A 24,701-nucleotide genomic window follows, 5' to 3' on the forward strand; every position below is an offset into this window, starting at 1 on the left:
AACGTAGTTCGTTTACGCTAGGCTGATCTAAGGTAAGTGAAATAAACAAGAAGAGTACAGCTGATTGACTGCACTCTTCTAGAGAAAAATTTCAACTATATACTTGTTACTCTTGAGAGAGCTTGGCAACATCAGCTTCAGATAAATTGATGTATTTGTAGCAAGTGCCGACAGAAACATTGCATTTTGAAGAAATAAATTGAATAGTTTCTTTCTTCTCGTGATATAAGTGTCGGATTTTTTTTACTGTTCGTGCATCTATTTTAGGTCGTCCGCCAATCTTGCCTTTTTTTCGGGCATTGTTCAATCCGATTAAAGTACGCTCTGTGATTAGATCGCATTCCATCGTTGCCAAACCATTCATTAACTTGAAGTAAATCTCTCCCATTGGATGCCGGGTGTCGATCTCTTCATGTAGGCTGACTAGATGAATACCAGTGTCTTTGAACGTTTGTGTTAGTTCCGTCAATTGACGCGTAGAGCGACCTAAGCGGTTTAAACGGCAGATAACTAAAGTGTCGCCTGTTTCTAAACCGTTTAGGACAGTCTCAAGCTCAGAAATGAGATGTTTGTCATTTGTGATGTCGAAAGATTCATGATAAACTTCATCGCAACCAAAGTCAGATAAAATGTTGATCTGAGCATCTAAATCATTGTCATTGATTGTTGTACGTGCATAACCAATTATTTTCATCGTTCGTCCTTTCTAGTAAAAAGTAAAATAGGATACTAAAAATGTAGCATATAAACGGATGAAATGATAGCTGTTTTTTTATCTTTCTTTAATCTTTTTCTTTCTTTTCAAATCATATTCAAATAATTCTCTATTTTGGTACGTGGATGGTTTTTGGGCCTGTTTCTCCGCCGACGATGACAGTGGAAACGATGTTAAGGAATAATCCATGTTCAACGACACCAACTAACTGATCTAAATAAGCACCTAAAGCGATGGGGTCAGTGATTTCTTCTAAATGAAGATCAATAATATAATGACCGCCATCCGTGACCAATGTTTCTTCAGTAGACGTTGTACGTAAAACAGGCGCATACCCTTTTTCTTCAAATAAACGAACCAGTTGTTGACTACCGTATGGAATGACTTCAACAGGCAATGGGAATTTACCAAGTTTTTTCACAAGTTTTGAGTCATCGACGATCCAAATGCATTTTTTTGAGTACGTTGCGACGATTTTTTCGAATAATAAAGCAGCACCGCCACCTTTGATACCTTGAAAATCCTCACTGATCTCATCTGCTCCATCAATCGTCAGATCAACATAAGGAACGTCATCGATCCCTTTCAAAGGAATGCCCAATTCGATGGCTTGACGCTCAGTTTCTTTTGATGTGGTTACACCAACGATGGATAAACCTTCCTCTTTTACTCGTCGACCAATTTCATCCACCATAAATTTCGCAGTAGATCCTGTTCCTAAACCTACGATCATACCATCTTCTACATATTTTGCTGCTTCGATTCCTGCCATTTGTTTAAGATTCATCCGCTTGTTTGCCCCTTTCAAATAATCAAAGATATTGTACCGTTAAACGACATAAAAAGATAGAAAGATTTAGAAAAATGAGTATTTTCTACTATATTAATGTTGGAATAAGTAAAGATGTAAAAAACTACTCATTTTACTAGAAAAAGAGTGATAAGTGGTTGACAGACCCGAATTATCATGCTATCCTAGCAAAGGTGCTTTATCTACAGGTCTCTCGTTGGAGACGTGCTGACTGTCTATCGAAGCATATTTGATAATGAGTGCAGAGATTGCATTATTTTTTATCGCTAAAAAAGAACCACCTGGATGTGTGGAACTAGATGCGAAATGAGGAAGGAGGAAACAAGGAATGCCTACAATTAATCAATTAGTACGTAAACCTCGTAAATCAAAGGTGGAGAAATCTAATTCACCAGCGTTGAACAAAGGATATAATAGTTTTAAGAAATCTCAAACGAACGTAAACTCACCACAAAAGCGTGGGGTTTGTACTCGTGTGGGAACAATGACACCTAAAAAACCTAACTCGGCTTTACGTAAATATGCCCGTGTTCGTTTGTCTAACTTAATCGAAGTAACAGCTTATATCCCAGGTATCGGTCATAACTTACAAGAACATAGCGTGGTATTATTACGCGGTGGACGTGTAAAAGATTTACCAGGGGTACGTTATCATATCGTACGTGGTGCGCTTGATACAGCTGGCGTTACAGATCGTAAACAAAGCCGCTCTAAATATGGTACTAAAATGCCTAAAGCTGCTAAATAATTTGACAATCACTATGGTCTTATACAATAAAGAATTTTCGGAAGGAGGAGTTACGGATGCCACGTAAAGGTCCTGTTACAAAACGCGATGTTTTACCAGATCCAATTTATAACTCAAAATTAGTAACTCGCTTGATTAACCGTGTAATGGTTGATGGAAAACGCGGGATTGCTGCTAATATCATCTATAATTCATTTGATATCATCAAAGAATCTACAGGTAATGATCCATTGGAAGTTTTCGAACAAGCAATGAAAAACGTTATGCCTGTACTAGAAGTAAAAGCTCGCCGTGTTGGGGGTTCTAACTATCAAGTACCAGTTGAAGTTCGTCCAGAACGTCGTACAACTTTAGGTCTACGTTGGGTTGTTAACTATGCTCGCCTACGCGGTGAACATACAATGGAACAACGTCTAGCGAAAGAAATCATGGATGCTGCCAATAACACTGGTGCTTCTGTTAAAAAACGTGAAGACACACATAAAATGGCGGACGCTAACCGTGCGTTTGCACACTATCGTTGGTAAGATCCTCTCTGTATGTAATTTAACTTTACTACAGACAGTCACTTTACAATCGATTTAAATAAAGAGAGGAGAAACCTAGAATGCCAAGAGAATTTTCGTTAGAAAACACTCGTAATATCGGTATTATGGCGCACGTTGATGCTGGTAAAACAACAACAACAGAGCGTATCTTATACTATACTGGTAAAATCCATAAAATTGGTGAAACGCACGAAGGTGCATCACAAATGGACTGGATGGAACAAGAACAAGAACGTGGTATTACTATCACATCTGCTGCAACAACTGCAGAGTGGAAAGGTTACCGTGTAAATATCATCGATACACCAGGACACGTGGATTTCACTATTGAAGTTCAACGTTCACTACGTGTATTAGATGGTGCTGTAACCGTTCTTGACTCACAATCAGGTGTTGAACCTCAAACTGAAACAGTTTGGCGTCAAGCAACTGAATATAAAGTTCCACGTGTTGTTTTCTGTAATAAAATGGATAAAATCGGTGCGGATTTCTTATACTCTGTAAACTCATTACATGATCGTTTACAAGCGAATGCTCATCCAATCCAATTGCCAATTGGTGCAGAAGATAGCTTTACAGGGATCATCGATTTAATTACGATGAAAGCTGAAATCTATACAAATGACTTAGGTACAGACATTCAAGAAACTGAAATTCCAGAAGAATATATGGAACAAGCAATTGAATGGCGCGAAAAATTAGTAGAAGCTGTTGCTGAAACTGATGAAGACCTAATGATGAAATATCTAGATGGTGAAGAAATTACGAACGAAGAATTAAAAGCGGGTATCCGTCAAGCGACAATCAATGTTGAATTCTTCCCAGTAATGGCTGGTTCTGCCTTCAAGAACAAAGGTGTTCAATTAATGTTGGATGCAGTTCTTGATTATTTACCATCACCACTAGATATTGAAGCGATCAAAGGGATCGACGTTAAAACAGACGAAGAAACAACTCGTCCTGCTGATGACGAAGCACCTTTTGCATCACTAGCATTTAAAGTTATGACTGACCCATTCGTAGGTCGTCTAACATTCTTCCGTGTTTATTCTGGTGTCCTTGAAAGTGGTTCATACGTATTGAACGCTTCTAAAGACAAAAAAGAACGTATCGGTCGTATTTTACAAATGCACGCGAACACACGTAAAGAAATTGACAAAGTGTTCTCAGGAGATATCGCTGCCGCTGTTGGATTGAAAGATACAACAACTGGTGATACTTTATGTGCGGTAGATTCACCAGTTATTCTTGAATCAATTGAGTTCCCAGAACCAGTTATTCAAGTTGCTGTTGAACCTAAATCAAAAGCTGACCAAGATAAAATGGGTGTGGCTCTGCAAAAACTTGCAGAAGAAGATCCATCATTCCGCGTTGAAACAAACGTTGAAACTGGTGAAACAGTTATCTCTGGTATGGGCGAATTGCACTTAGACGTATTAGTAGACCGTATGAGACGTGAGTTCAAGGTTGAAGCAAACGTTGGTGCTCCACAAGTATCATATCGTGAAACTTTCCGTGCTCCTGTAACGCAGGCAGAAGGTAAGTTTGTACGTCAGTCTGGTGGTAAAGGTCAATACGGACATGTCTGGGTTGAATTTACACCAAACGAAGAAGGTAAAGGCTTCGAATTTGAAAATGCTATCGTCGGTGGTGTGGTTCCTCGTGAATACATCCCTGCGGTTGAAAAAGGCTTGGCAGAATCTATGAACAACGGTGTTCTTGCTGGATATCCATTAGTTGATATTAAAGCAAAACTTTACGATGGTTCATACCATGATGTCGATTCAAATGAAACAGCCTTCCGTGTAGCTGCTTCTATGGCGCTACGTGCGGCTGCTAAAAAAGCAATGCCTGTAATTTTAGAACCAATGATGAAAGTAACGATCACTGTACCAGAAGATTACTTAGGTGATATCATGGGACACGTTACAAGTCGTCGTGGACGTGTTGAGGGTATGGAAGCACACGGTAACTCACAAATCGTTAACGCGATGGTGCCTCTAGCTGAAATGTTCGGTTACGCGACAACATTACGTTCAGCAACACAAGGTCGCGGTACGTTTATGATGGTCTTTGATCACTATGAAGATGTACCAAAATCTGTACAAGAAGAAATCATCAAGAAAAATGGCGGAAACAACGCATAATAGTTAAGAAATTGGCGTAAGCTTATTTATGACTAGGATTTTCTAACGATTTCGGTTAAACTAATTAAAGATGATCAGGTAGCTGTAAACTATCTATCAAATAAAATAAAATTCATATATTTTAGGAGGAACATTTAAAATGGCTAAAGAAAAATTTGACCGTTCTAAACCCCATGTAAACATTGGTACTATTGGACACGTTGACCATGGTAAAACTACATTAACTGCTGCAATCGCAACTGTGTTAGCTAAACACGGTGGCGGTGAAGCTCAAAACTATGCTGATATCGATAACGCTCCAGAAGAAAAAGAACGTGGTATCACAATCAACACTTCTCACATCGAGTATGAAACTGATGCTCGTCACTATGCACACGTGGATTGCCCAGGACACGCGGATTACGTTAAAAACATGATCACTGGTGCTGCACAAATGGATGGAGCTATCTTAGTAGTATCTGCTGCTGATGGTCCTATGCCTCAAACTCGTGAGCACATCTTGTTATCACGTAACGTTGGTGTACCATACATCGTTGTTTTCTTAAACAAAATGGATATGGTAGATGACGAAGAATTATTAGAATTAGTAGAAATGGAAGTTCGTGATTTATTATCTGAATATGACTTCCCAGGTGACGACACTCCTGTTATCGCTGGTTCTGCTTTGAAAGCATTAGAAGGCGACGCTTCATACGAAGAAAAAATCATGGAATTAATGGCTGCAGTTGACGAGTACATCCCAACTCCAACTCGTGATACTGACAAACCATTCATGATGCCAGTCGAAGACGTATTCTCAATCACTGGACGTGGTACAGTTGCTACTGGCCGTGTTGAACGTGGAGAAGTTCGCGTTGGTGACGAAATCGAAATCGTTGGTATTAAAGAAGATACTGCTAAAACAACAGTTACTGGTGTTGAAATGTTCCGTAAATTGTTAGACTACGCTGAAGCTGGCGATAACATCGGTGCTTTATTACGTGGTGTTGCACGTGAAGATATCGAGCGTGGACAAGTATTGGCAAAACCTGCTTCAATCACTCCACACACAAAATTTAAAGCTGAAGTTTATGTTTTATCAAAAGAAGAAGGCGGACGTCACACTCCATTCTTCACTAACTACCGTCCTCAGTTCTACTTCCGTACAACTGACGTAACTGGTGTAGTTGAATTACCAGAAGGCGTTGAAATGGTAATGCCTGGTGATAACGTTGCAATGGACGTTGAATTAATCCACCCAATCGCTATCGAAGACGGAACTCGTTTCTCTATTCGTGAAGGCGGACGTACTGTTGGTTCAGGCGTTGTTTCTGAAATTACTAAATAATTACAGATTAATATAAAGTAACAAAACCGACGTAAAACATCGGCGTACTCGGACGTAAGTCGAAGGGATTCCCCTTCGGCTTTTTTTGTTTTTAATTTTTAACAACTTGCCTTTAAAATGGGCTTGACTTATATCGAGGTTCGATGTAATATAGGGATGCGATGTATCGTACCTCGATATAAAAAGGAAAAGAAGGAACGGATGGATGGAAGAAAAGCTAAAACGAATCTATATACCAATGACGGAAACAGGTTTTTATATATTGTTCGCACTTAAAGAAGAGCGTCATGGATATAATATCATTCAGTATGTGAAAGAGCTGACAGGGCAAGAAATTATTATTAGTGCAGGAACGATGTATGGAAGTCTCAGTAAAATGGAGAAAGATGGTTTGATACAAGCGACAAAAGAAGAAAACAGACGAAAAAGCTATCTAATAACAGCTCTTGGAGAAGAAATACTTGTTCACGAAATCAATCGAATTAAACGATTGTATAAAAATAGTATTGGGGAGAAAATCGATGGAGACTAAAAAAATAAGAAGGCGATTTGAGTTGGCAGATTATGTAGAGGAAGAAAATTTTTTACAAGAAGAACATAAAAATGGGTGGAAAATGGTGGATTTAAAACTACCGTTTAGTACCTACATTTTTGAAAAATGTGAACCGCAAGAGTATGTATACCAACTAGATTTTAAACAACAAGGAAATGACTTGGGAGAATATCTACAATTATTTGAAGATTGTGGTTGGGAGTATTTTTATAAATATGGTAATTGGTATTATTTTAGAAAGCTAAAATCTGAAATAGAAGAAGAAAATGCTATTTTTAGTGATGCCCCGTCTCGTGCGGGAATGGCAAAAAAAGTTGTGAAATTTCAAGGTATGATTGCATTAGCTGCATTAGTTCCACTGAGCTATTTAATACCTGTATTGCTGAATAGAAGCGAAGGAAGAAGTAATGTTTTACTTGCCTTACTTGTGCTAGTTATAGGGATTACAGTTATTTTATTAGGAGTTCACTTAAGAAATTTTTTGAAACTTACTGAGATTATTAAAAGAGAAGAATTGAAATAAGCAAGTGGCTGGGATATAGCTCGTAAAGTTATATCCCAGCCACTTGAAATTCGAATAAGCATTTATGTTCCGATTTTTTCTACTATAATATGGATAGATAAGCATGTTTAAATTAGTTTAGGATACTATAATGCTTTTCAAGAAAATGCTTGCAGTAAAAAAAAATCTTTTTTCTGAAAAAAACCTTGCTATTACTATGTTTCTGTAATATAATTACAAAGGTGCTGTTTACAGAAGTGTAATAAGCATTGGTAAATCAAGCTTTTGATCTACCGGCTAAGAAACGAGAGGTTGCGACACGCCCGGACGCTTTGCCACGAACGAGCGTGACGGAAAAATTTTCGTGGAGCTATGTCTACTTTCAAAATAGGCGAAGGAGGGAACAAGATGGCAAAACAAAAAATTCGTATCCGTTTAAAAGCGTATGAACACCGTATTTTAGATCAATCAGCGGATAAAATTGTGGAAACAGCAAAAAGAACTGGAGCTGACGTGTCAGGACCAATTCCATTACCAACAGAACGCTCGCTTTACACAGTTATTCGTGCGACTCATAAATACAAAGATTCACGCGAACAATTCGAAATGCGTACGCACAAACGTCTAATCGACATTGTGAACCCAACACCAAAAACAGTTGATGCTTTAATGAAGCTTGACTTACCATCTGGTGTGAATATTGAAATCAAACTATAAAATCAAGACAATGGAGGTGTACTCATGACCAAAGGAATCTTAGGGAAAAAAGTGGGAATGACACAAATCTTTACTGAGTCTGGTGAGTTAATTCCAGTAACAGTAGTTGAAGCTACGCCAAACGTAGTTTTACAAGTAAAAACTGTTGAGACTGATGGATACGAAGCTATCCAAATCGGTTACCAAGACAAACGTGAAGTTTTATCAAACAAACCTGCGAAAGGTCATGTTGCAAAAGCAAACACGGCTCCTAAGCGCTTCATTAAGGAATTCAAAAATGTTGAGCTAGGAGAATATGAAGTAGGTAAAGAAATTAAGGTAGATGTTTTCCAAGCAGGAGACATTATTGATGTTACAGGAACTTCGAAAGGTAAAGGATTCCAAGGCGTTATCAAACGTCACGGACAAAGCCGCGGACCAATGTCTCACGGTTCTCGTTACCACCGTCGTCCTGGGTCAATGGGTCCAGTTGCGCCTAACCGTGTATTTAAAAATAAAAAACTTGCTGGCCGTATGGGTGGCAACCGCGTAACAATTCAAAACCTTGAAATTGTTAAAGTGGACGCTGAAAGAAATGTAATCATGATCAAAGGTAACATTCCTGGAGCGAAAAAATCATTAATCACAATCAAATCAGCTGTGAAAGCTAAATAAGCGTAGGGAAAGGAGGAACTAAGGAATGCCGAATGTAGCATTATTTAAACAAGATGGAACTCAAAATGGTGAAATCACTTTAAACGAAGAGATTTTCGGAATCGAACCAAATGAAACAGTTGTCTACGATGCAATCATCATGCAACGTGCTTCATTAAGACAAGGTACACACTCAGTAAAACACCGCGGAGAAGTTCGTGGCGGTGGCCGTAAACCATGGCGTCAAAAAGGAACTGGTCGTGCTCGTCAAGGTTCAATTCGTTCACCACAATGGCGTGGAGGTGGCGTAGTCTTCGGACCAACACCGCGTTCTTACAGCTACAAACTTCCTAAAAAAGTTCGTCGTTTAGCAATGAAATCTGTATTGTCAGATAAAGTTGCTGAAAACAACTTGGTAGCAGTTGAAGCGTTAGGCTTTGATGCACCAAAAACAAAAGAATTCAAACAAGTTTTAACTAACTTATCTATTGATGCGAAAGTATTAGTTGTTTTAGAAACAGGAAATGATTTTGCAGCATTGTCTGCACGTAATCTACCAAACGTTTCTGTAGTAACTTCTGATAACGTAAGTGTTTTAGATATCGTTTCTAATACTAAAGTATTGGCAACACAAACTGCTCTTACTCAAATTGAGGAGGTGCTTGCATAATGAACTTACTAGACGTAATCAAACGCCCAGTGATCACTGAAAAATCCATGCTTGCTATGGACGAAAAGAAATACACTTTCGAAGTGGACACTCGCGCAAACAAAACTTTAGTAAAACAAGCTGTTGTAGCAGCATTTGATGTTAAAGTTAAAAACGTAAACATCATTAACGTGCGCCCTAAATTTAAACGTATGGGCAAACACGCTGGTTACACAAAAAAACGTCGCAAAGCTGTTGTGACATTAACAGATGATTCAAAAGAAATTCAAATTTTCGATGCTGCTGAATAAGCAGTCCATGTTAACTATTAAATGGGAGGGAAAAAGACGTGGCGATTAAAAAGTATAAACCTACCACAAATGGCCGTCGTAATATGACAGCATCTGATTTTGCTGAAATCACGACATCAACACCTGAAAAATCGTTGTTGGCGCCATTAAAAAACCATGCCGGTCGTAACAACAATGGTCGTATTACAGTTCGTCATCAAGGTGGCGGTCACAAACGTCAATACCGTATGATCGACTTCAAACGTAATAAAGATAACGTTGTAGCGGTTGTCAAAACTATCGAGTATGATCCAAACCGTTCTGCTAACATCGCGTTAGTACATTACGAAGATGGAATCAAAGCATACATTCTAGCACCAAAAGGATTGGAAGTAGGCATGCGCCTTGTTTCCGGTACTGAAGCAGATATTAAAGTAGGGAACGCATTACCATTGGAAAATATTCCAGTAGGTACTGTTGTCCACAATATTGAAATGAAACCTGGTAAAGGCGGTCAATTGATCCGTTCTGCTGGAACAAGTGCTCAAGTACTTGGTAAAGAAGGCAAATACGTATTAATCCGTTTGAACTCAGGTGAAGTTCGTATGATCTTGGCAACTTGCCGTGCAACAATCGGTTCAGTTGGTAACGAACAACACGAATTAATCAACATTGGTAAAGCAGGCCGCTCTCGTTGGATGCGTAAACGCCCAACTGTACGTGGTAGCGTAATGAACCCGAACGATCACCCACACGGTGGTGGTGAAGGTAAACAACCGATTGGACGTAAAGCTCCAGTATCACCTTGGGGTCAACCAGCTATCGGCTTGAAAACTCGTAATAAAAAAGCTAAATCAGACAAACTTATCGTTCGTCGTCGTACTAAATAATTTTTTTGACCATGTGTCGTACATTTTGAGAGGAGGTTCACCATGGGTCGTAGTTTGAAAAAAGGACCTTTCGCTGATGAGCATTTAATGAAAAAAGTAGAAGCTCAACAAGGTGCCGAAAAAAAGAAAGTAATTAAAACTTGGTCTCGCCGTTCTACAATTTTTCCAACATTTGTTGGATTTACAATTGCCGTATATGATGGACGTAAACACGTTCCTGTATACATCCAAGAAGACATGGTAGGACATAAATTAGGTGAATTTGCACCAACTAGAACTTATCGTGGCCACGGAGCCGACGATAAGAAAACTAGACGTTAATTTTGAGGGGAGGAAATGCAAATGTCAGAACAAATTACATCAGCTAAGGCAACTGCTAAAACAGTTCGCACTTCACCTCGTAAAGCCCGTTTAGTAATCGATCTTATCAGAGGTAAAAGCGTTGCGGATGCAATTTCTATCTTGAAATTCATGCCAAACAAATCTGCTGGAATCATTGAAAAAGTTTTAATGTCAGCAGTTGCTAACGCAGAAAATAACTTTGACTTAGACGTTGAAAACTTAGTAGTATCTGAAGCATTTGTCAACGAAGGACCAACAATGAAACGCTTCCGTCCACGTGCAAAAGGTTCAGCATCACCAATCAATAAACGTACAAGTCATCTTACAGTAGTCGTATCAGAAAAATAATCTGTTTTAAACAGATGTCACTTGATAAGAGGAGGTCCATTATTCTTAATGCATTAGCATTTTGAAATAGTGGCAACCGAACCTTAAAAGATTAAGAGGAGGGACAATCAGTGGGTCAAAAAGTACATCCAATAGGAATGCGTGTAGGCATCATCCGCGACTGGGATGCAAAATGGTATGCTGAAAAAGAGTATGCTGAGTTCTTACACGAAGATTTAAGAATCCGTAAATTTATCGCGACAAAACTTGCTGATGCCGCTGTGTCTACAATTGAGATCGAGCGCGCTGCAAATCGTGTGAATATTTCAATCCACACAGCTAAACCAGGTATGGTTATCGGTAAAGGCGGATCTGAAGTCGAAAACCTAAGAAAATCATTAAATTCATTGACTGGTAAAAGAGTTCATATCAACATCATTGAAATCAAAAAACCAGATTTAGATGCAAAATTAGTAGGCGAAGGAATTGCACGTCAATTAGAAAACCGTGTTGCTTTCCGTCGTGCTCAAAAACAAGCGATCCAACGCACTATGCGTTCAGGCGCTAAAGGAATCAAAACACAAGTATCAGGTCGTTTAAACGGTGCTGATATCGCTCGTTCAGAAGGTTACTCTGAAGGTACAGTTCCACTTCACACTTTGCGTGCTGATATTGATTACGCATGGGAAGAAGCAGACACAACTTACGGAAAATTAGGAGTTAAAGTGTGGATTTACCGTGGAGAAATTCTTCCAACGAAAAAAAACGCTGAGAAAGGAGGGAAATAATCATGTTAGTACCTAAACGTGTAAAACACCGTCGTGAATTTAGAGGTAAAATGCGTGGTGAAGCCAAAGGTGGAAAAGAAGTAACATTTGGTGAATGGGGTTTACAAGCAACTGAATCTCACTGGATTACTAACCGTCAAATCGAAGCTGCCCGTATTGCTATGACTCGTTATATGAAACGTGGCGGGAAAGTATGGATTAAAATTTTCCCTCACAAATCATACACAAGTAAAGCTATCGGTGTTCGTATGGGTAAAGGTAAAGGGGCACCTGAAGGCTGGGTTTCACCAGTTAAACGTGGCAAGATCATGTTTGAAATCGCAGGCGTACCTGAAGAAGTAGCTCGTGAAGCACTTCGCCTTGCATCCCACAAATTACCGGTGAAAACCAAAATTGTAAAACGTGAGGAAATGGGTGGTGAATCGAATGAAGGTTAAAGAAATCAGAGAATTAACCACTGCCGAAATGCTTGAAAAAGAAAAGCAATTCAAAGAAGAATTATTTAATCTTAGATTCCAACTAGCAACAGGTCAATTAGAAAACACTGCACGTATTCAAGAAGTACGTCAATCGATTGCACGCATCAAAACAGTATTGCGTGAACAAGCTAACTAATAGTGGAAGGAGGCCAAACGCGTATGACTGAAGAAAGAAATCAACGCAAAGTTTACCAAGGTCGTGTTGTTTCAGATAAGATGGATAAAACTATCACTGTTGTCGTAGAAACAAAGAAAAACCATCCTATTTATGGTAAACGTATGAAATATTCTAAGAAATACAAAGCTCATGATGAAAACAACACTGCAAAAGTTGGAGACATCGTAAGAATCATGGAAACTCGTCCATTATCAGCTACAAAACGTTTCCGTTTACTAGAGGTAGTCGAAGAAGCAGTTATTATCTAATAAAAACGAGATTTTCCTATATAGATTGAAACATAAAATCTGAAAGGGGGATACACATCGTGATCCAACAAGAAAGCCGATTAAAAGTCGCAGATAACTCAGGTGCTCGTGAAATCTTAACGATTAAAGTACTAGGTGGTTCTGGACGTAAAACTGCTAATATTGGTGACGTGATTGTTGCTACGGTTAAACATGCAACGCCAGGTGGGGTTGTCAAAAAAGGTGAAGTCGTAAAAGCCGTTATCGTTCGTACAAAATCAGGAGCTCGTCGTACAGACGGTTCATACATCAAATTTGATGAAAATGCTGCTGTAATTATTCGTGATGATAAAAGCCCGCGTGGAACTCGTATCTTCGGTCCTGTTGCACGTGAATTACGTGAAAACAACTTCATGAAGATCGTTTCTCTAGCACCAGAAGTATTATAATCAGGACACGTATCAAAGGAGGTGCGAAACAGTAATGTTTGTTAAAAAAGGCGATAAAGTGAAAATTATCACTGGTAAAGACAAAAATAAAGAAGGCGTTGTATTAGCAGCGTTTCCTAAAAAAGACAAAGTCATCGTTGAAGGTGTTAACATCATGAAAAAACACCAAAAACCTAACCAAGCAGCGCCGCAAGGCGGAATCCTAGAAGTCGAAGCGCCGATTCATGTTTCTAATGTAATGGTGATTGACGGAACAGGTGTAGCTGGTCGTGTAGGTTACAAAGAAGTCGATGGTAAAAAAGTCCGTGTTTCTAAAAAAACCGGTGAAGTCTTAGATAAATAGATTAAAAGGAAGGAGGGGCTTACTAAATGAACCGCCTGAAAGAAAAATATATTAAAGAAATTACTCCATCATTAGTGGAAAAATTTAATTATAGTTCAGTTATGCAAACACCTAAAGTTGATAAAATCGTTATTAACATGGGTGTGGGTGACGCTGTTTCAAACGCGAAAAACTTAGATAAAGCAGTTGAAGAATTAGCATTGATCACAGGTCAAAAACCTTTAATCACTAAAGCTAAGAAATCAATCGCTGGTTTCCGTTTACGTGAAGGAATGCCAATCGGTGCGAAAGTTACATTACGCGGAGAAAGAATGTACGAATTTTTAGATAAATTAGTATCTGTTTCTCTACCTCGTGTACGTGACTTCCACGGAGTAAGCAAAAAAGCCTTCGATGGACGTGGTAACTACACTTTAGGTATTAAAGAACAATTAATCTTCCCAGAAGTTGATTATGATTTAGTAGATAAAGTACGCGGTATGGACATCGTTATTGTAACAACAGCAAACACAGATGAAGAATCTCGTGAATTGTTGGCACAATTAGGTATGCCATTCCAAAAATAATAAAAGGAGGCGAACTACGTGGCTAAAAAATCAATGATTGCTAAAAACAAACGCCCTGCAAAACATTCAACACAAGCGTATACTCGTTGTGAACGTTGCGGACGTCCACATTCAGTTTATCGTAAATTTCATCTTTGCCGTATTTGCTTCCGCGAACTTGCCTATAAAGGTCAAATTCCCGGCGTGAAGAAAGCTAGCTGGTAAACAAGTAAACTCGCATAAAGGAGGTAAATAGTTCAATGGTCATGACAGATCCAATTGCAGATTTTCTAACGCGCATTCGTAATGCAAACATGGTTAAACATGAAAGCTTAGAAGTGCCTGCGTCAAAAATCAAACGTGATATCGCTGAAATCTTGAAACGTGAAGGTTTTGTACGCGATGTAGAATATATCGAAGATGACAAACAAGGCGTGATTCGTGTTTTCCTTAAATACGGTAAAAACGAAGAACGTGTTATCACAAACTTAAAACGTATCTCTAAACCAGGTTTACGTGCTTATGTCAAATCTGACGAAGTGCCTAAAGTATTGAATGGTCTAGGAATCGCGATTATCTCTACTTCTGAAGGTGTTGTAACTGATAAAGAAGCAAGAGCTAAAAACATCGGCGGCGAAGTAATCGCCTACGTATGGTAATTTAAAAAAACACACAAGGAGGTGTCTCTAAGTGAGCCGTATTGGTAATAAAATCGTTGTACTTCCTGCTGGCGTTGAAGTCAAACAAGAAGGAAACAACATTACTGTAAAAGGACCTAAAGGTGAATTAACACGTGAATTTTCTGCTGATATCAAAATGAATATCGAAGGAAATGAAGTAACATTCACTCGTCCAAATGATAGCAAAGACATGAAAACAATTCACGGAACAACTCGTGCGAACTTCAACAACATGGTTGTTGGTGTAAGTACAGGCTTTGAAAAAGGTCTTGAACTTATCGGGGTTGGGTACCGTGCTCAAATGCAAGGGACTACATTAGTTCTTAACGTTGGGTATTCTCATCCAGTAGAAATCACACCACCAGCTGGTGTAACTGTAGAAGTACCTTCGAATACACAAGTCGTTGTAAAAGGCGCTAACAAAGAACACGTTGGTGAATTAGCAGCAAATATTCGTGGTACTCGTCCTCCAGAACCTTATAAAGGCAAAGGAATCCGTTATGTTGGCGAATTCGTACGTCGTAAAGAAGGTAAAACTGGTAAATAATAGCAGCTTGAGAGTTATTTTTCAACACTGTTTGAAAAATAACGATCCGTTGTCTATCGCAGCTTAATAGCTAGCAAATATAAAGAGGTGACAATTGTGATTACAAAACCAGATAAAAACAAAACACGTCAAAAGAGACATCGTCGTGTACGTAACAAAATCTCTGGTACTGCTGAGTGCCCACGCTTGAACGTATTCCGTTCTAACAAAAACATCTACGCGCAAATCATTGATGACGTAGCGGGTGTAACGCTAGCAAGTGCCTCTGCCTTAGATAAAGAAATTTCAGGTGGAAACAAAACAGAAACAGCCGCAGCTGTTGGTAAATTAATCGCTGAACGTGCCGCTGAAAAAGGCGTTAAAGTAGTAGTCTTTGACCGTGGTGGATACCTTTACCATGGCCGCGTGCAAGCTTTAGCTGAAGCAGCGCGTGAAAATGGACTAGAATTTTAGGAGAAGGAGGAACACCATTCATGGTTTATATTGATCCAAAACACTTGGAATTAGAAGACCGCGTGGTTTCTATCAACCGTGTAACTAAAGTTGTTAAAGGTGGACGTCGTCTACGCTTTGCAGCACTAGTTGTTGTGGGAGATAAAAACGGTCACGTTGGCTTTGGGACTGGTAAAGCACAAGAAGTGCCAGAAGCAATCCGTAAAGCAATCGAAGACGCGAAGAAAAACTTAGTTGAAGTGCCTATGGTTGGTTCTAGTATCCCTCACGAAGTGATCGGGGTATTTGGTGGTGGCCGTATCCTTATGAAACCTGCAGTAGAAGGTTCTGGGGTAGCCGCTGGTGGACCAGTTCGTGCCGTATTGGAATTAGCTGGTGTAGCAGATATCACATCAAAATCATTAGGTTCAAATACACCAATCAACGTTGTTCGCGCAACAGTTGAAGGGTTAAAACAATTAAAACGTGCCGAAGAAGTGGCAGCACTTCGCGGTAAATCTGTAGAAGAAATCTTAGGATAAGGAGGACAAAATAATGGCTGAATTAAAAGTTACATTAAAACGCAGCGTTATCGGACGTCCTCAAAACCAAAAAGATACAGTTAAAGCACTAGGTTTAGGTAAACTAAACAGCTCTGTTGTGAAACCTGCGAACGAAGCAATCAAAGGTATGATCAACACTGTGTCACATTTAGTGGACGTTGAAGAAGTTTAATTTACAATAGTACATTGTTAAGGAGGTGCCAAACCAATGAAACTTCATGAATTGAAACCTGCTGAAGGTTCACGCCAAGTACGTAACCGTGTTGGACGTGGTACTTCATCTGGTAATGGTAAAACTGCCGGCCGTGGACAAAAAGGGCAAAAAGCTCGTTCAGGCGGTGGTGTAAGACTTGGATTTGAAGGGGGTCAAACTCCATTATTCCGTCGTTTACCAAAACGCGGCTTCACGAACATCAACCGCAAAGATTATGCAGTCATCAACTTAGATGTCTTAAATCGTTTCGAAGATGGAACTGAAGTAACACCTGCAGGCTTAATCGAAGCTGGAATCGTGAAAAACGAAAAAGCTGGAATCAAAGTACTTGCTAATGGTGAATTAACAACTAAAAAATTAACTGTGAAAGCAGCTAAATTCTCTAAAGCAGCAGAAGAAGCAATTGTTGCAGCTGGTGGATCAATCGAGGTGATCTAATGTTTAAACTATTAAAAGATGCTTTTAAAGTCAAAGACATTAGATCAAAAATTTTGTTTACTGTATTCATTCTTTTTGTATTTCGTTTAGGTGCGCATATAACTGTACCTGGCGTAAATGCAAAAGGTTTGCAAGACTTAAGCAATTTACCATTTTTAAATATGTTGAATATGGTCAGTGGTAGTGCTATGCAAAACTTCTCTATCTTCTCGATGGGGGTTTCGCCATACATTACAGCATCGATCATCATTCAATTATTACAAATGGATATCGTACCAAAATTTGTAGAATGGTCGAAACAAGGTGAAGTTGGACGTAAGAAATTGAATCAAGCAACAAGATATCTAACGATTGTCTTGGGTATAGCTCAATCTTTTGGGATTACTGCTGGATTCAATCAATTAAGTTCTGTTGGGATCGTAAAAAATCCTAACATCAGCACTTTTGTAATGATTTCTGTGATTTTAACCGGTGGAACAATGTTTGTGACTTGGTTAGGAGAACAAATTACTGAAAAAGGAATCGGTAATGGTGTTTCAATGATTATCTTCGCGGGGATTATTTCTCGTTTGCCAGAAGGAATCAAAGAAATCGTTGACGATTACTTTATCAATATTGAGTCTTCTAGAATTTGGCAATCTGCGATCTTTATTGCAATTTTAATCGTTGCAATTTTGGTTATTGTTACATTAGTAACATTTTTCCAGCAAGCAGAACGAAAAATTCCGATCCAATATACAAAACGAGTTTCTGGTGCACCAACAAGTAGTTATTTACCGTTAAAAGTAAATGCTGCCGGTGTTATCCCAGTTATCTTTGCTAGTTCGTTGATTGCAACGCCTAATGCTGTTTTACAAGCCTTTTCTAAGAGTTATTCTGGTGAAGGTTGGTATGATGTAATGACACAAATTTTTAGTTACAATACCGTTCCAGGTGCAATTATTTATACTGTACTGATCGTTGCTTTCACATTCTTCTATGCTTTTGTTCAAGTTAACCCTGAGAAATTAGCGGAAAACTTACAAAAACAAGGAAGCTATATTCCAAGCGTTCGACCAGGTAAAGGGACAGAAGAATATATTTCTGGAATGTTAATGAGACTAAGTGTTGTCGGTTCTATATTCCTAGGTTTAGTTGCATTACTACCGATCATTGCTCAAATGATTTGGAAGTTACCGCAATCTATCGGTCTAGGAGGAACAAGCTTACTGATTGTGATTGGTGTTGCTTTAGAAACAGCGAAACAATTAGAAGGTTTAATGTTGAAACGTCAATATGTTGGCTTTATCAATAAGTAAGAGTCGTGTGTTGAGGATTTATCCCTCAGCACCATTCTCTCGCTAGGCTAGCTTCAAAAGCCAGCCTTTAAAATTAGGAGGAAATGAAATGAACCTCATTTTAATGGGATTGCCTGGAGCAGGCAAAGGAACTCAAGCTGAACAGATCGTGGATACTTATGGTATTCCTCATATTTCTACAGGAGATATGTTCCGTGCAGCGATGAAAAACGAAACTGCTCTTGGCTTAGAAGCGAAATCTTATATCGATAAAGGTGCTTTGGTTCCAGACGATGTAACAAATGGAATTGTCAAAGAACGTTTGGCAGAACCTGATACTGATAAAGGCTTTTTATTAGATGGTTTTCCACGTACTTTGGATCAAGCAGAAGCATTAGATAAAATGTTAATAGAATTAAATAAAAAAATTGATGCTGTCATCGACATCCATGTTGAAGAAGAGATTTTAGTTGAACGCTTAGCTGGCCGGTTTATATGCCGTTCATGTGGCGCAACTTATCATAAAATCTTCAATCCTCCGACTGTAGAAGGAACATGTGATCGTTGCGGCGGACATGAATTTTATCAAAGAGAAGATGATAAGCCTGAAACGGTCAAAAACCGTCTGGCAGTCAACATCAAAAGCAGTGCGCCAATTTTAGACTTTTACAAGGCTAAAAACGTATTGTATACAATAGATGGGAATCGCGAGATCGATACTGTTTTTTCTGAAGTGAAAGAAATCATTGAAAAAAGATAGTTGTCTGAATTGCCGCAAACTTACCATTTTGTTTGATACAGATTCTCTTGCCAAATAGAATAGTTTATGATAGAATATATCAGTCCGACTTCTACCTTTTTGTAGAGGTTTAATTGAAAATTCTAGGTGGGGGCTGAAGTTTCCGCCATTTTATCGTGTGAAAATGCGAAACAAGTACAAGGAGGTACTGTGCGTGGCTAAAGAAGATATGATTGAAGTCGAAGGTACAGTCGTCGAAACTTTGCCGAATGCAATGTTTAAAGTTGAACTAGAAAATGGACACCAAGTTCTTGCTACTGTTTCCGGTAAGATCCGTATGCACTATATTCGAATTTTACCTGGAGATAAAGTAACTGTTGAGTTATCTCCATATGATTTAACTCGTGGTCGAATCACTTATCGCTTTAAATAATTGTACTCCGTAAAATTCAGGGAGGTATTATCATGAAAGTAAGACCATCAGTAAAACCAATGTGTGAACATTGTAAAGTAATTCGCCGTAAAGGACGTGTTATGGTCATTTGCCCAGCAAATCCAAAACATAAACAACGTCAAGGATAATAGGAGGTGTAACGTAGAATGGCTCGTATTGCAGGAGTAGACATCCCTCGTGATAAACGTGTAGTAATTTCTCTTACTTATATTTTTGGTATTGGTAATACTACTGCTAAAAAAGTTTTAGCAAACGTTGGCGTATCTGAAGATATTCGTGTTCGTGATTTAACGAATGATCAAACAGATGCTATCCGTGCGGAAATTGATAAGTTAAAAGTTGAAGGTGATCTTCGTCGTGAAGTGAACTTGAACATCAAGCGTCTGATGGAAATCGGTTCATACCGTGGAATCCGTCACCGTCGTGGATTACCAACTCGTGGACAAAACACGAAAAATAATGCACGTACTCGTAAAGGCCCAGCTCGTACTGTAGCAGGCAAGAAAAAATAATTCCTAAGTGAAGGAGGTTAGATCTTCATGGCAGCAAAAAAAGTTAGTCGTAAACGCCGTGTGAAAAAGAATATAGAAACTGGGATTGCACATATCCATTCTACATTCAACAATACAATTGTAATGATCACTGACAGTCATGGTAATGCATTAGCATGGTCATCAGCAGGATCATTAGGTTTTAAAGGAAGCAAAAAATCAACACCGTTTGCAGCTCAAATGGCCGCAGAAGCTGCAACTAAAGCAGCACAAGAACACGGACTTAAAACTGTTGATGTAACAGTTAAAGGACCAGGTTCTGGACGTGAAGCAGCGATTCGTTCATTGCAAGCAACAGGTTTAGAAGTGACTGCAATTCGTGACGTGACTCCAGTTCCTCATAATGGATGCCGCCCTCCAAAACGCCGTCGTGTTTAATGAGTGCCACTCATTCTGAGTTTGAATTAAGAACGTCATTGAACAAGACACTTTTCGTTTTGAAAGGGGTATAGATAAGAATGATTGAATTTGAAAAACCAAGAATCGAAAAAATTGATGAGAATAGAGATTATGGCAAGTTCGTCGTTGAACCACTGGAAAGAGGTTACGGGACTACTTTAGGTAATTCTCTACGTCGTATTTTATTATCTTCTCTGCCGGGTGCGGCTATTACAAATATTCAGATCGATGGTGTGTTGCATGAATTCTCTACCATTAAAGGTGTGAGAGAAGACGTAACTCAAATTATTTTGAATATTAAAGGTTTAGCTCTTAAGCTTTACGCAGAAGAAGAAAAAACCCTTGAGATCGATATTACAGGACCTGCTACAGTAACTGCTGGCGATATTATCGTCGACAGCGATGTTGAGATCTTGAATAAAGATTTAATTATCTGTAGTGTCTCTGAAGGAGCTACTTTCCATGCTCGCTTAACAGTGAAACCTGGTCGTGGCTATGTTCAAGCAGACGAAAACAAAAAGGAAGATATGCCAATTGGTGTTCTACCTGTTGATTCCATCTATACACCAGTTCGTCGTGTGAACTATCAAGTAGAAAACACTCGTGTTGGTCGTCGTGATGACTTCGACAAATTAACAATGGAAATATGGACTGATGGTTCAATCATTCCTCAAGAAGCCCTTAGCTTAGCTGCTAAGATTATGACGGAGCATTTAGACATCTTTGTTAACCTTACTGATGAAGCGAAAAACGCTGAAATCATGGTTGAAAAAGAAGAAACACAAAAAGAAAAAATGCTAGAAATGACCATCGAAGAACTAGACTTGTCTGTTCGTTCATATAACTGTTTAAAACGTGCAGGTATTAACACTGTACAAGAACTTACAAATAAATCTGAACCAGAAATGATCAAAGTACGTAATTTAGGTCGTAAATCTCTTGAAGAGGTTAAACTAAAACTACATGATTTAGGTTTAGGCTTACGTAAAGACGATTAATACTTTTTACGAAGGAGGAAAACCAACGTGGGTTATCGTAAATTAGGACGCACATCAAGCCAACGTAAGGCAATGTTGCGTGACTTAACTACTGATTTAATTATCAATGAACGTATCGTTACGACTGAAGCTCGTGCGAAAGAAATTCGTTCGACTACAGAAAAAATGATTACTTTAGGCAAACGTGGAGATCTTCATGCTCGTCGTCAAGCAGCTACTTTTGTACGTAATGAAGTTGCTAGCGTTCGTGAAGAAGACGAAAAAATCGTTGTTGAATCAGCTTTACAAAAGTTATTCAATGACCTTGCACCTCGTTACGCTGAACGCCAAGGTGGTTACACTCGTATCTTGAAGACAGAACCAAGACGCGGAGATGCAGCACCAATGGTAATTATCGAATTTGTTAAATAATCAAACTATACCGTCACTTTATAGATGATTCTTTTAGAGTGTTATGATGTTGGAGGCGACTCCTAGTCTAGCTCAACGCTTTCTCTGTCGAACTTGTTCGGCAGAGAAGCACTCATCATATTATAAGGTGTATTTTTTTGTCCTAAGATTTTTTCTTAGGACTTTTTTGTTTGCTACAGGGAAAGATAAGAATGGTTGTTATGTTATTGCATCTAGGTGTAATTTTTAGTATACTTTTACTAGTCGGAATTTTCAGACAAATAAATAGTGACGGTTTAAAGGGGGAGTAACATGGCACAAATGACAGCTTTCACGTTATTGATGGCTATTTTGTATATTGGAGATGTTGTATCAAGTAAAACGAAAGCATGGATTTCATCTGTTTTTGTCTGTGCAGTATTATTTGTTGTTGGGTATTGGACTTTTTTTCCAGAGAATATTGTTGAGATTGCTGGGATTCCACCAGTAGTTGCGACGTTATTAATGTACCTACTAATTACAAATATGGGAACTTTATTATCGATTAAAGAACTAGCCAATCAATGGAAAACAATTGTGATCACACTTTCAGGGATTTTAGGTATTGTCGTATTATTATTAACGCTAGGATCAATAGTTTTCGATTTCCAAACGGTTTTAGTGGCAGTTCCACCGCTGGTTGGAGGGGTAGTTTCATCATTGATCATGTCAGAAGCAGCTCAAACAGCAGGACTGACATCATTATCAGTTTTAGCTATTTTGATATATGTAATGCAAGGTTTTGCTGGTTATCCGTTAACTTCTATTATGCTAAAAAAAGAAGGAAAACGAATGCTAGAAAAGTACCGAAAAGGTGAGTGGACACCTGTTCATGAGCAAGAAAATGGCGAGAAAGAAGCCGAGGAAGATATACCAAGATTATTTGAAACTATTCCTAAAAAATACCATACTGATTTTTCAAGAATCTTTCGTTTAGCGATTGTGGCTTTAGTGGCATATTATGTTTCAGTATGGAGTGCGCCATTTGTTTCAATTAGCCCGTTTGTCTTATGTTTATTCTTTGGAGTTGTCGCTTCTTCAGTAGGATTTTTAGAGAAACAACCACTGAAAAAAGCGAATAGTTTTGGTTTTGCCATTTTGGGATTAATGTTATTTATATTTGATGGATTAAAGAAAGCAACACCAGAAATGTTAGAGGAATTATTTTTACCAATGGTTGGTATTATTGTTATTGGTGTTATCGGGATGTATGTCTTTTCAGCAGTTGTCGGAAAATTATTAGGCGTTAGTAAAGAAATGGCCTTTGCTGTATCATTGACTGCTTTATATGGATTTCCAGCTGATTATATCATTACCAACGAAGTCATCCAGTCATTAACAGAAGACGAAAAAGAAAAAGAAGCGCTGACCAGTCATATGATGCCGCCAATGTTGGTTGCTGGTTTTATAACGGTTACCATTGTGTCAGTTGTATTGGCTGGAATCTTTTCAAGTATTTTATTGAGTTTATAGGGAAGAGGGAATAAAATGAAAGAATTAAAAATGTTGATCCAAAAGTATAAAGATGAAATGATCGATTTTAGAAGAGACTTACATCAACACCCAGAATTACAATTTGAAGAATTTAGAACAACAGAAAAGGTTGCTGAAACGTTAGACAAAATCGGTATTCCTTATCGTAAGACTGAACCTACAGGAATCATAGCAGAGCTAGTTGGTGGTCAACCTGGAAAGACAGTTGCCTTGCGTGCGGATATGGATGCATTACCTGTTCAAGAGTTGACTGAGGGTATCTCTTATAAGTCATTAGAAGATGGGAAAATGCATGCGTGTGGTCATGATGCCCATACAGCTATGTTGTTGACTGCAGCGAAAGCGCTAAAAGAAGTGCAAGGGGAGATTAAAGGAACGGTTCGTTTTATTTTTCAACCATCAGAAGAAAATGCTCAGGGTGCTAAAGCAATGGTTGCTCAAGGGGCTGTAGAAGGTGTGGATGACGTTTTCGGAATTCATATTTGGTCGCAGATGCTTTCTGGAACAGCCTCTTGTGTTGTGGGCTCATCATTTGCTTCAGCGGATATTTTTTCAATCGATTTCAAAGGACGCGGTGGACATGGCGCAATGCCAGATGCTTGTGTCGATGCTGCCATGATAGCTTCTTCTTTTGTGATGAATGTGCAGGCAGTCGTTTCTAGAGAGACCAATCCACTGGATCCAGTTGTAGTGACTGTAGGTAAAATGGATGTTGGTACACGGTTTAATGTGATTGCTGAAAATGCTCGGTTAGAAGGCACTGTACGTTGTTTTAGTATTGCCACGCGTAATCGTGTGGAAAATGCTTTAAAACGCTATGCGGAGCAAACTGCGGCTATGTATGGCGGTACAGCAGCAGTAGACTATAATTATGGAACAGTCCCTGTGATCAATGATGAAGAAGATGCATTATTTGCTCAATCGATTATCACAGAAAACTTTGGGGAGTCAGCGCTGATTCAAGAACCACCAACCACTGGAGGAGAAGATTTCAGTTACTTTACTGAGAATACACCTGGTTGTTTTGCTTTGGTCGGCTGTGGTAATCCAGAAAAAGATACACAGTGGGCCCATCATCATGGACGTTTTAATGTAGATGAGGATGCTATGGAAATTGGCGCGGAATTATATGCGCAATATGCGTTTGAGTATTTAAATCAATAACCGTTACCTCAATGGAGGGAATACTAGTAAATAGTAAGAAGGATGTGAGAAGGCTAATTTAGTTTTCTTTCATCCTTTTTAGTTATTGTAAGTAAATAAATAGATTATTTAAAA

The 24,701-nt window shown here is 38.8% G+C and carries 39 protein-coding genes; 37 read left to right on the forward strand and 2 right to left on the reverse strand.

Annotation, left to right across the window (positions count from 1 at the left end; genetic code table 11):
- Positions 1–106 precede the first annotated feature (106 nt).
- Together IGJ02_RS02170 and rpiA are read right to left on the reverse strand one after the other, a co-directional pair.
- A complete protein-coding gene (locus IGJ02_RS02170) occupies positions 107–694 on the reverse strand; it encodes a recombinase family protein (RefSeq protein WP_430603113.1) in 588 nt (195 codons plus the stop codon).
- Between the two features lie 130 nt (positions 695–824).
- Complete coding sequence (gene rpiA, locus IGJ02_RS02175; protein ID WP_430603114.1) at positions 825–1,502, reverse strand: ribose-5-phosphate isomerase RpiA; 678 nt, start codon at positions 1,500–1,502, stop codon at positions 825–827.
- A gap of 352 nt (positions 1,503–1,854) precedes the next feature.
- Here rpiA and rpsL point away from each other — a divergent pair, with 352 nt between their 5' ends.
- From rpsL to IGJ02_RS02360, 37 genes are all read left to right on the forward strand, one after another.
- Positions 1,855–2,274 carry a 30S ribosomal protein S12 gene (gene rpsL, locus IGJ02_RS02180; RefSeq protein WP_010761696.1) on the forward strand — a complete coding sequence of 140 codons (420 nt, stop codon included), beginning with the start codon at positions 1,855–1,857 and terminating at the stop codon, positions 2,272–2,274.
- Between the two features lie 56 nt (positions 2,275–2,330).
- The gene (rpsG, locus tag IGJ02_RS02185) at positions 2,331–2,801 is read left to right on the forward strand and encodes a 30S ribosomal protein S7 (RefSeq protein ID WP_010761695.1); all 471 of its coding nucleotides are present in this window, start codon (positions 2,331–2,333) and stop codon (positions 2,799–2,801) included.
- An 80-nt stretch (positions 2,802–2,881) separates the two neighbouring features.
- A complete protein-coding gene (gene fusA, locus IGJ02_RS02190) occupies positions 2,882–4,969 on the forward strand; it encodes an elongation factor G (RefSeq protein WP_010761694.1) in 2,088 nt (695 codons plus the stop codon).
- A gap of 139 nt (positions 4,970–5,108) precedes the next feature.
- A complete protein-coding gene (gene tuf / locus IGJ02_RS02195; RefSeq protein WP_010761693.1) occupies positions 5,109–6,296 on the forward strand; it encodes an elongation factor Tu in 1,188 nt (395 codons plus the stop codon).
- A gap of 205 nt (positions 6,297–6,501) precedes the next feature.
- On the forward strand, positions 6,502–6,828 hold the full coding sequence (locus IGJ02_RS02200; protein WP_010761692.1) for a PadR family transcriptional regulator: 327 nt from the start codon (positions 6,502–6,504) through the stop codon (positions 6,826–6,828).
- Positions 6,818–7,372: a DUF2812 domain-containing protein gene (locus IGJ02_RS02205; protein ID WP_430603115.1), complete on the forward strand. Its 555-nt coding sequence runs from the start codon at positions 6,818–6,820 to the stop codon at positions 7,370–7,372. The genes IGJ02_RS02200 and IGJ02_RS02205 overlap by 11 nt, the downstream gene beginning before the upstream one ends.
- Before the next feature lie 387 nt (positions 7,373–7,759).
- The gene (gene rpsJ, locus IGJ02_RS02210; RefSeq protein WP_002389727.1) at positions 7,760–8,068 is read left to right on the forward strand and encodes a 30S ribosomal protein S10; all 309 of its coding nucleotides are present in this window, start codon (positions 7,760–7,762) and stop codon (positions 8,066–8,068) included.
- A gap of 24 nt (positions 8,069–8,092) precedes the next feature.
- Entirely contained in the window at positions 8,093–8,722 is a 630-nt protein-coding gene (gene rplC, locus IGJ02_RS02215; RefSeq protein WP_010761690.1) for a 50S ribosomal protein L3, read from the forward strand.
- Between the two features lie 25 nt (positions 8,723–8,747).
- The gene (gene rplD / locus IGJ02_RS02220; RefSeq protein WP_010761689.1) at positions 8,748–9,371 is read left to right on the forward strand and encodes a 50S ribosomal protein L4; all 624 of its coding nucleotides are present in this window, start codon (positions 8,748–8,750) and stop codon (positions 9,369–9,371) included.
- Positions 9,371–9,661 (forward strand): 50S ribosomal protein L23, encoded by a 291-nt coding sequence (rplW, locus tag IGJ02_RS02225; RefSeq protein WP_010761688.1) that lies wholly within the window; start codon positions 9,371–9,373, stop codon positions 9,659–9,661. Before rplD ends, rplW begins: the two co-directional genes overlap by 1 nt.
- A 38-nt stretch (positions 9,662–9,699) precedes the next feature.
- Entirely contained in the window at positions 9,700–10,530 is an 831-nt protein-coding gene (gene rplB, locus IGJ02_RS02230; protein ID WP_010761687.1) for a 50S ribosomal protein L2, read from the forward strand.
- Between the two features lie 42 nt (positions 10,531–10,572).
- Positions 10,573–10,851: a 30S ribosomal protein S19 gene (gene rpsS / locus IGJ02_RS02235; protein WP_010761686.1), complete on the forward strand. Its 279-nt coding sequence runs from the start codon at positions 10,573–10,575 to the stop codon at positions 10,849–10,851.
- Positions 10,852–10,872: 21 nt separating this feature from the next.
- A complete protein-coding gene (gene rplV, locus IGJ02_RS02240) occupies positions 10,873–11,220 on the forward strand; it encodes a 50S ribosomal protein L22 (RefSeq protein ID WP_010761685.1) in 348 nt (115 codons plus the stop codon).
- A 110-nt stretch (positions 11,221–11,330) separates the two neighbouring features.
- Positions 11,331–11,987, forward strand: a complete 657-nt coding sequence (gene rpsC, locus IGJ02_RS02245; protein WP_010761684.1) for a 30S ribosomal protein S3 — start codon at positions 11,331–11,333, stop codon at positions 11,985–11,987.
- A 2-nt stretch (positions 11,988–11,989) separates the two neighbouring features.
- The gene (gene rplP / locus IGJ02_RS02250) at positions 11,990–12,424 is read left to right on the forward strand and encodes a 50S ribosomal protein L16 (protein WP_010761683.1); all 435 of its coding nucleotides are present in this window, start codon (positions 11,990–11,992) and stop codon (positions 12,422–12,424) included.
- Entirely contained in the window at positions 12,414–12,602 is a 189-nt protein-coding gene (rpmC, locus tag IGJ02_RS02255) for a 50S ribosomal protein L29 (protein ID WP_010761682.1), read from the forward strand. The genes rplP and rpmC overlap by 11 nt, the downstream gene beginning before the upstream one ends.
- A gap of 23 nt (positions 12,603–12,625) precedes the next feature.
- The gene (rpsQ, locus tag IGJ02_RS02260) at positions 12,626–12,892 is read left to right on the forward strand and encodes a 30S ribosomal protein S17 (RefSeq protein ID WP_010761681.1); all 267 of its coding nucleotides are present in this window, start codon (positions 12,626–12,628) and stop codon (positions 12,890–12,892) included.
- Positions 12,893–12,951: 59 nt separating this feature from the next.
- Positions 12,952–13,320, forward strand: coding sequence for a 50S ribosomal protein L14 (rplN, locus tag IGJ02_RS02265; protein WP_010761680.1), 369 nt, complete (start codon positions 12,952–12,954; stop codon positions 13,318–13,320).
- A 34-nt stretch (positions 13,321–13,354) separates the two neighbouring features.
- Positions 13,355–13,663, forward strand: coding sequence for a 50S ribosomal protein L24 (gene rplX, locus IGJ02_RS02270; RefSeq protein WP_010761679.1), 309 nt, complete (start codon positions 13,355–13,357; stop codon positions 13,661–13,663).
- A gap of 26 nt (positions 13,664–13,689) precedes the next feature.
- On the forward strand, positions 13,690–14,229 hold the full coding sequence (rplE, locus tag IGJ02_RS02275; RefSeq protein WP_010761678.1) for a 50S ribosomal protein L5: 540 nt from the start codon (positions 13,690–13,692) through the stop codon (positions 14,227–14,229).
- 18 nt (positions 14,230–14,247) lie between these two features.
- Positions 14,248–14,433: a type Z 30S ribosomal protein S14 gene (locus IGJ02_RS02280; RefSeq protein WP_002356214.1), complete on the forward strand. Its 186-nt coding sequence runs from the start codon at positions 14,248–14,250 to the stop codon at positions 14,431–14,433.
- Between the two features lie 35 nt (positions 14,434–14,468).
- On the forward strand, positions 14,469–14,867 hold the full coding sequence (gene rpsH, locus IGJ02_RS02285) for a 30S ribosomal protein S8 (RefSeq protein ID WP_010761677.1): 399 nt from the start codon (positions 14,469–14,471) through the stop codon (positions 14,865–14,867).
- 31 nt (positions 14,868–14,898) lie between these two features.
- The gene (rplF, locus tag IGJ02_RS02290; protein ID WP_010761676.1) at positions 14,899–15,435 is read left to right on the forward strand and encodes a 50S ribosomal protein L6; all 537 of its coding nucleotides are present in this window, start codon (positions 14,899–14,901) and stop codon (positions 15,433–15,435) included.
- Positions 15,436–15,531: 96 nt separating this feature from the next.
- Positions 15,532–15,888 carry a 50S ribosomal protein L18 gene (rplR, locus tag IGJ02_RS02295; protein ID WP_010761675.1) on the forward strand — a complete coding sequence of 119 codons (357 nt, stop codon included), beginning with the start codon at positions 15,532–15,534 and terminating at the stop codon, positions 15,886–15,888.
- Between the two features lie 20 nt (positions 15,889–15,908).
- Complete coding sequence (gene rpsE / locus IGJ02_RS02300) at positions 15,909–16,409, forward strand: 30S ribosomal protein S5 (RefSeq protein WP_010761674.1); 501 nt, start codon at positions 15,909–15,911, stop codon at positions 16,407–16,409.
- 13 nt (positions 16,410–16,422) lie between these two features.
- Entirely contained in the window at positions 16,423–16,602 is a 180-nt protein-coding gene (gene rpmD, locus IGJ02_RS02305) for a 50S ribosomal protein L30 (RefSeq protein WP_010761673.1), read from the forward strand.
- A gap of 36 nt (positions 16,603–16,638) precedes the next feature.
- Positions 16,639–17,082 carry a 50S ribosomal protein L15 gene (gene rplO / locus IGJ02_RS02310; protein ID WP_010761672.1) on the forward strand — a complete coding sequence of 148 codons (444 nt, stop codon included), beginning with the start codon at positions 16,639–16,641 and terminating at the stop codon, positions 17,080–17,082.
- A complete protein-coding gene (gene secY / locus IGJ02_RS02315) occupies positions 17,082–18,380 on the forward strand; it encodes a preprotein translocase subunit SecY (RefSeq protein WP_010761671.1) in 1,299 nt (432 codons plus the stop codon). The genes rplO and secY overlap by 1 nt, the downstream gene beginning before the upstream one ends.
- Positions 18,381–18,468: 88 nt before the next feature.
- Entirely contained in the window at positions 18,469–19,119 is a 651-nt protein-coding gene (locus IGJ02_RS02320) for an adenylate kinase (protein WP_010761670.1), read from the forward strand.
- Between the two features lie 193 nt (positions 19,120–19,312).
- Positions 19,313–19,531 carry a translation initiation factor IF-1 gene (gene infA, locus IGJ02_RS02325; RefSeq protein WP_002356224.1) on the forward strand — a complete coding sequence of 73 codons (219 nt, stop codon included), beginning with the start codon at positions 19,313–19,315 and terminating at the stop codon, positions 19,529–19,531.
- A 32-nt stretch (positions 19,532–19,563) separates the two neighbouring features.
- Entirely contained in the window at positions 19,564–19,680 is a 117-nt protein-coding gene (gene rpmJ, locus IGJ02_RS02330; protein ID WP_002288710.1) for a 50S ribosomal protein L36, read from the forward strand.
- Positions 19,681–19,698: 18 nt separating this feature from the next.
- Entirely contained in the window at positions 19,699–20,064 is a 366-nt protein-coding gene (rpsM, locus tag IGJ02_RS02335; protein WP_010761669.1) for a 30S ribosomal protein S13, read from the forward strand.
- Positions 20,065–20,091: 27 nt separating this feature from the next.
- Positions 20,092–20,481, forward strand: a complete 390-nt coding sequence (rpsK, locus tag IGJ02_RS02340) for a 30S ribosomal protein S11 (RefSeq protein WP_010761668.1) — start codon at positions 20,092–20,094, stop codon at positions 20,479–20,481.
- A gap of 80 nt (positions 20,482–20,561) precedes the next feature.
- Positions 20,562–21,500: a DNA-directed RNA polymerase subunit alpha gene (locus IGJ02_RS02345; RefSeq protein ID WP_010761667.1), complete on the forward strand. Its 939-nt coding sequence runs from the start codon at positions 20,562–20,564 to the stop codon at positions 21,498–21,500.
- Between the two features lie 27 nt (positions 21,501–21,527).
- On the forward strand, positions 21,528–21,911 hold the full coding sequence (rplQ, locus tag IGJ02_RS02350) for a 50S ribosomal protein L17 (RefSeq protein ID WP_010761666.1): 384 nt from the start codon (positions 21,528–21,530) through the stop codon (positions 21,909–21,911).
- Positions 21,912–22,202: 291 nt separating this feature from the next.
- Positions 22,203–23,402: a hypothetical protein gene (locus IGJ02_RS02355; protein WP_430603117.1), complete on the forward strand. Its 1,200-nt coding sequence runs from the start codon at positions 22,203–22,205 to the stop codon at positions 23,400–23,402.
- A 15-nt stretch (positions 23,403–23,417) separates the two neighbouring features.
- Complete coding sequence (locus IGJ02_RS02360; protein ID WP_010761664.1) at positions 23,418–24,587, forward strand: M20 family metallopeptidase; 1,170 nt, start codon at positions 23,418–23,420, stop codon at positions 24,585–24,587.
- The last annotated feature ends 114 nt before the right edge of the window (positions 24,588–24,701 follow it).

The sequence above is a fragment of the Enterococcus sp. DIV0724b genome, assembly GCF_050531475.1.
GTDB classification, from domain to species: Bacteria; Bacillota; Bacilli; order Lactobacillales; family Enterococcaceae; genus Enterococcus_L; species Enterococcus_L haemoperoxidus.

Bases quoted from the DNA above. Each gene is read 5' to 3' on its own strand.
- IGJ02_RS02170 (WP_430603113.1), bottom strand. From the start codon at position 694: ATGAAAATAATTGGTTATGCACGTACAACAATCAATGACAATGATTTA.
- rpiA (WP_430603114.1), bottom strand. From the start codon at position 1,502: ATGAATCTTAAACAAATGGCAGGAATCGAAGCAGCAAAATATGTAGAA.
- rpsL (WP_010761696.1), top strand. From the start codon at position 1,855: ATGCCTACAATTAATCAATTAGTACGTAAACCTCGTAAATCAAAGGTG.
- rpsG (WP_010761695.1), top strand. From the start codon at position 2,331: ATGCCACGTAAAGGTCCTGTTACAAAACGCGATGTTTTACCAGATCCA.
- fusA (WP_010761694.1), top strand. From the start codon at position 2,882: ATGCCAAGAGAATTTTCGTTAGAAAACACTCGTAATATCGGTATTATG.
- tuf (WP_010761693.1), top strand. From the start codon at position 5,109: ATGGCTAAAGAAAAATTTGACCGTTCTAAACCCCATGTAAACATTGGT.
- IGJ02_RS02200 (WP_010761692.1), top strand. From the start codon at position 6,502: ATGGAAGAAAAGCTAAAACGAATCTATATACCAATGACGGAAACAGGT.
- IGJ02_RS02205 (WP_430603115.1), top strand. From the start codon at position 6,818: ATGGAGACTAAAAAAATAAGAAGGCGATTTGAGTTGGCAGATTATGTA.
- rpsJ (WP_002389727.1), top strand. From the start codon at position 7,760: ATGGCAAAACAAAAAATTCGTATCCGTTTAAAAGCGTATGAACACCGT.
- rplC (WP_010761690.1), top strand. From the start codon at position 8,093: ATGACCAAAGGAATCTTAGGGAAAAAAGTGGGAATGACACAAATCTTT.
- rplD (WP_010761689.1), top strand. From the start codon at position 8,748: ATGCCGAATGTAGCATTATTTAAACAAGATGGAACTCAAAATGGTGAA.
- rplW (WP_010761688.1), top strand. From the start codon at position 9,371: ATGAACTTACTAGACGTAATCAAACGCCCAGTGATCACTGAAAAATCC.
- rpsS (WP_010761686.1), top strand. From the start codon at position 10,573: ATGGGTCGTAGTTTGAAAAAAGGACCTTTCGCTGATGAGCATTTAATG.
- rplV (WP_010761685.1), top strand. From the start codon at position 10,873: ATGTCAGAACAAATTACATCAGCTAAGGCAACTGCTAAAACAGTTCGC.
- rplP (WP_010761683.1), top strand. From the start codon at position 11,990: ATGTTAGTACCTAAACGTGTAAAACACCGTCGTGAATTTAGAGGTAAA.
- rpmC (WP_010761682.1), top strand. From the start codon at position 12,414: ATGAAGGTTAAAGAAATCAGAGAATTAACCACTGCCGAAATGCTTGAA.
- rpsQ (WP_010761681.1), top strand. From the start codon at position 12,626: ATGACTGAAGAAAGAAATCAACGCAAAGTTTACCAAGGTCGTGTTGTT.
- rplX (WP_010761679.1), top strand. From the start codon at position 13,355: ATGTTTGTTAAAAAAGGCGATAAAGTGAAAATTATCACTGGTAAAGAC.
- rplE (WP_010761678.1), top strand. From the start codon at position 13,690: ATGAACCGCCTGAAAGAAAAATATATTAAAGAAATTACTCCATCATTA.
- rpsH (WP_010761677.1), top strand. From the start codon at position 14,469: ATGGTCATGACAGATCCAATTGCAGATTTTCTAACGCGCATTCGTAAT.
- rpsE (WP_010761674.1), top strand. From the start codon at position 15,909: ATGGTTTATATTGATCCAAAACACTTGGAATTAGAAGACCGCGTGGTT.
- rpmD (WP_010761673.1), top strand. From the start codon at position 16,423: ATGGCTGAATTAAAAGTTACATTAAAACGCAGCGTTATCGGACGTCCT.
- rplO (WP_010761672.1), top strand. From the start codon at position 16,639: ATGAAACTTCATGAATTGAAACCTGCTGAAGGTTCACGCCAAGTACGT.
- secY (WP_010761671.1), top strand. From the start codon at position 17,082: ATGTTTAAACTATTAAAAGATGCTTTTAAAGTCAAAGACATTAGATCA.
- IGJ02_RS02320 (WP_010761670.1), top strand. From the start codon at position 18,469: ATGAACCTCATTTTAATGGGATTGCCTGGAGCAGGCAAAGGAACTCAA.
- rpmJ (WP_002288710.1), top strand. From the start codon at position 19,564: ATGAAAGTAAGACCATCAGTAAAACCAATGTGTGAACATTGTAAAGTA.
- rpsM (WP_010761669.1), top strand. From the start codon at position 19,699: ATGGCTCGTATTGCAGGAGTAGACATCCCTCGTGATAAACGTGTAGTA.
- rpsK (WP_010761668.1), top strand. From the start codon at position 20,092: ATGGCAGCAAAAAAAGTTAGTCGTAAACGCCGTGTGAAAAAGAATATA.
- IGJ02_RS02345 (WP_010761667.1), top strand. From the start codon at position 20,562: ATGATTGAATTTGAAAAACCAAGAATCGAAAAAATTGATGAGAATAGA.
- IGJ02_RS02355 (WP_430603117.1), top strand. From the start codon at position 22,203: ATGGCACAAATGACAGCTTTCACGTTATTGATGGCTATTTTGTATATT.
- IGJ02_RS02360 (WP_010761664.1), top strand. From the start codon at position 23,418: ATGAAAGAATTAAAAATGTTGATCCAAAAGTATAAAGATGAAATGATC.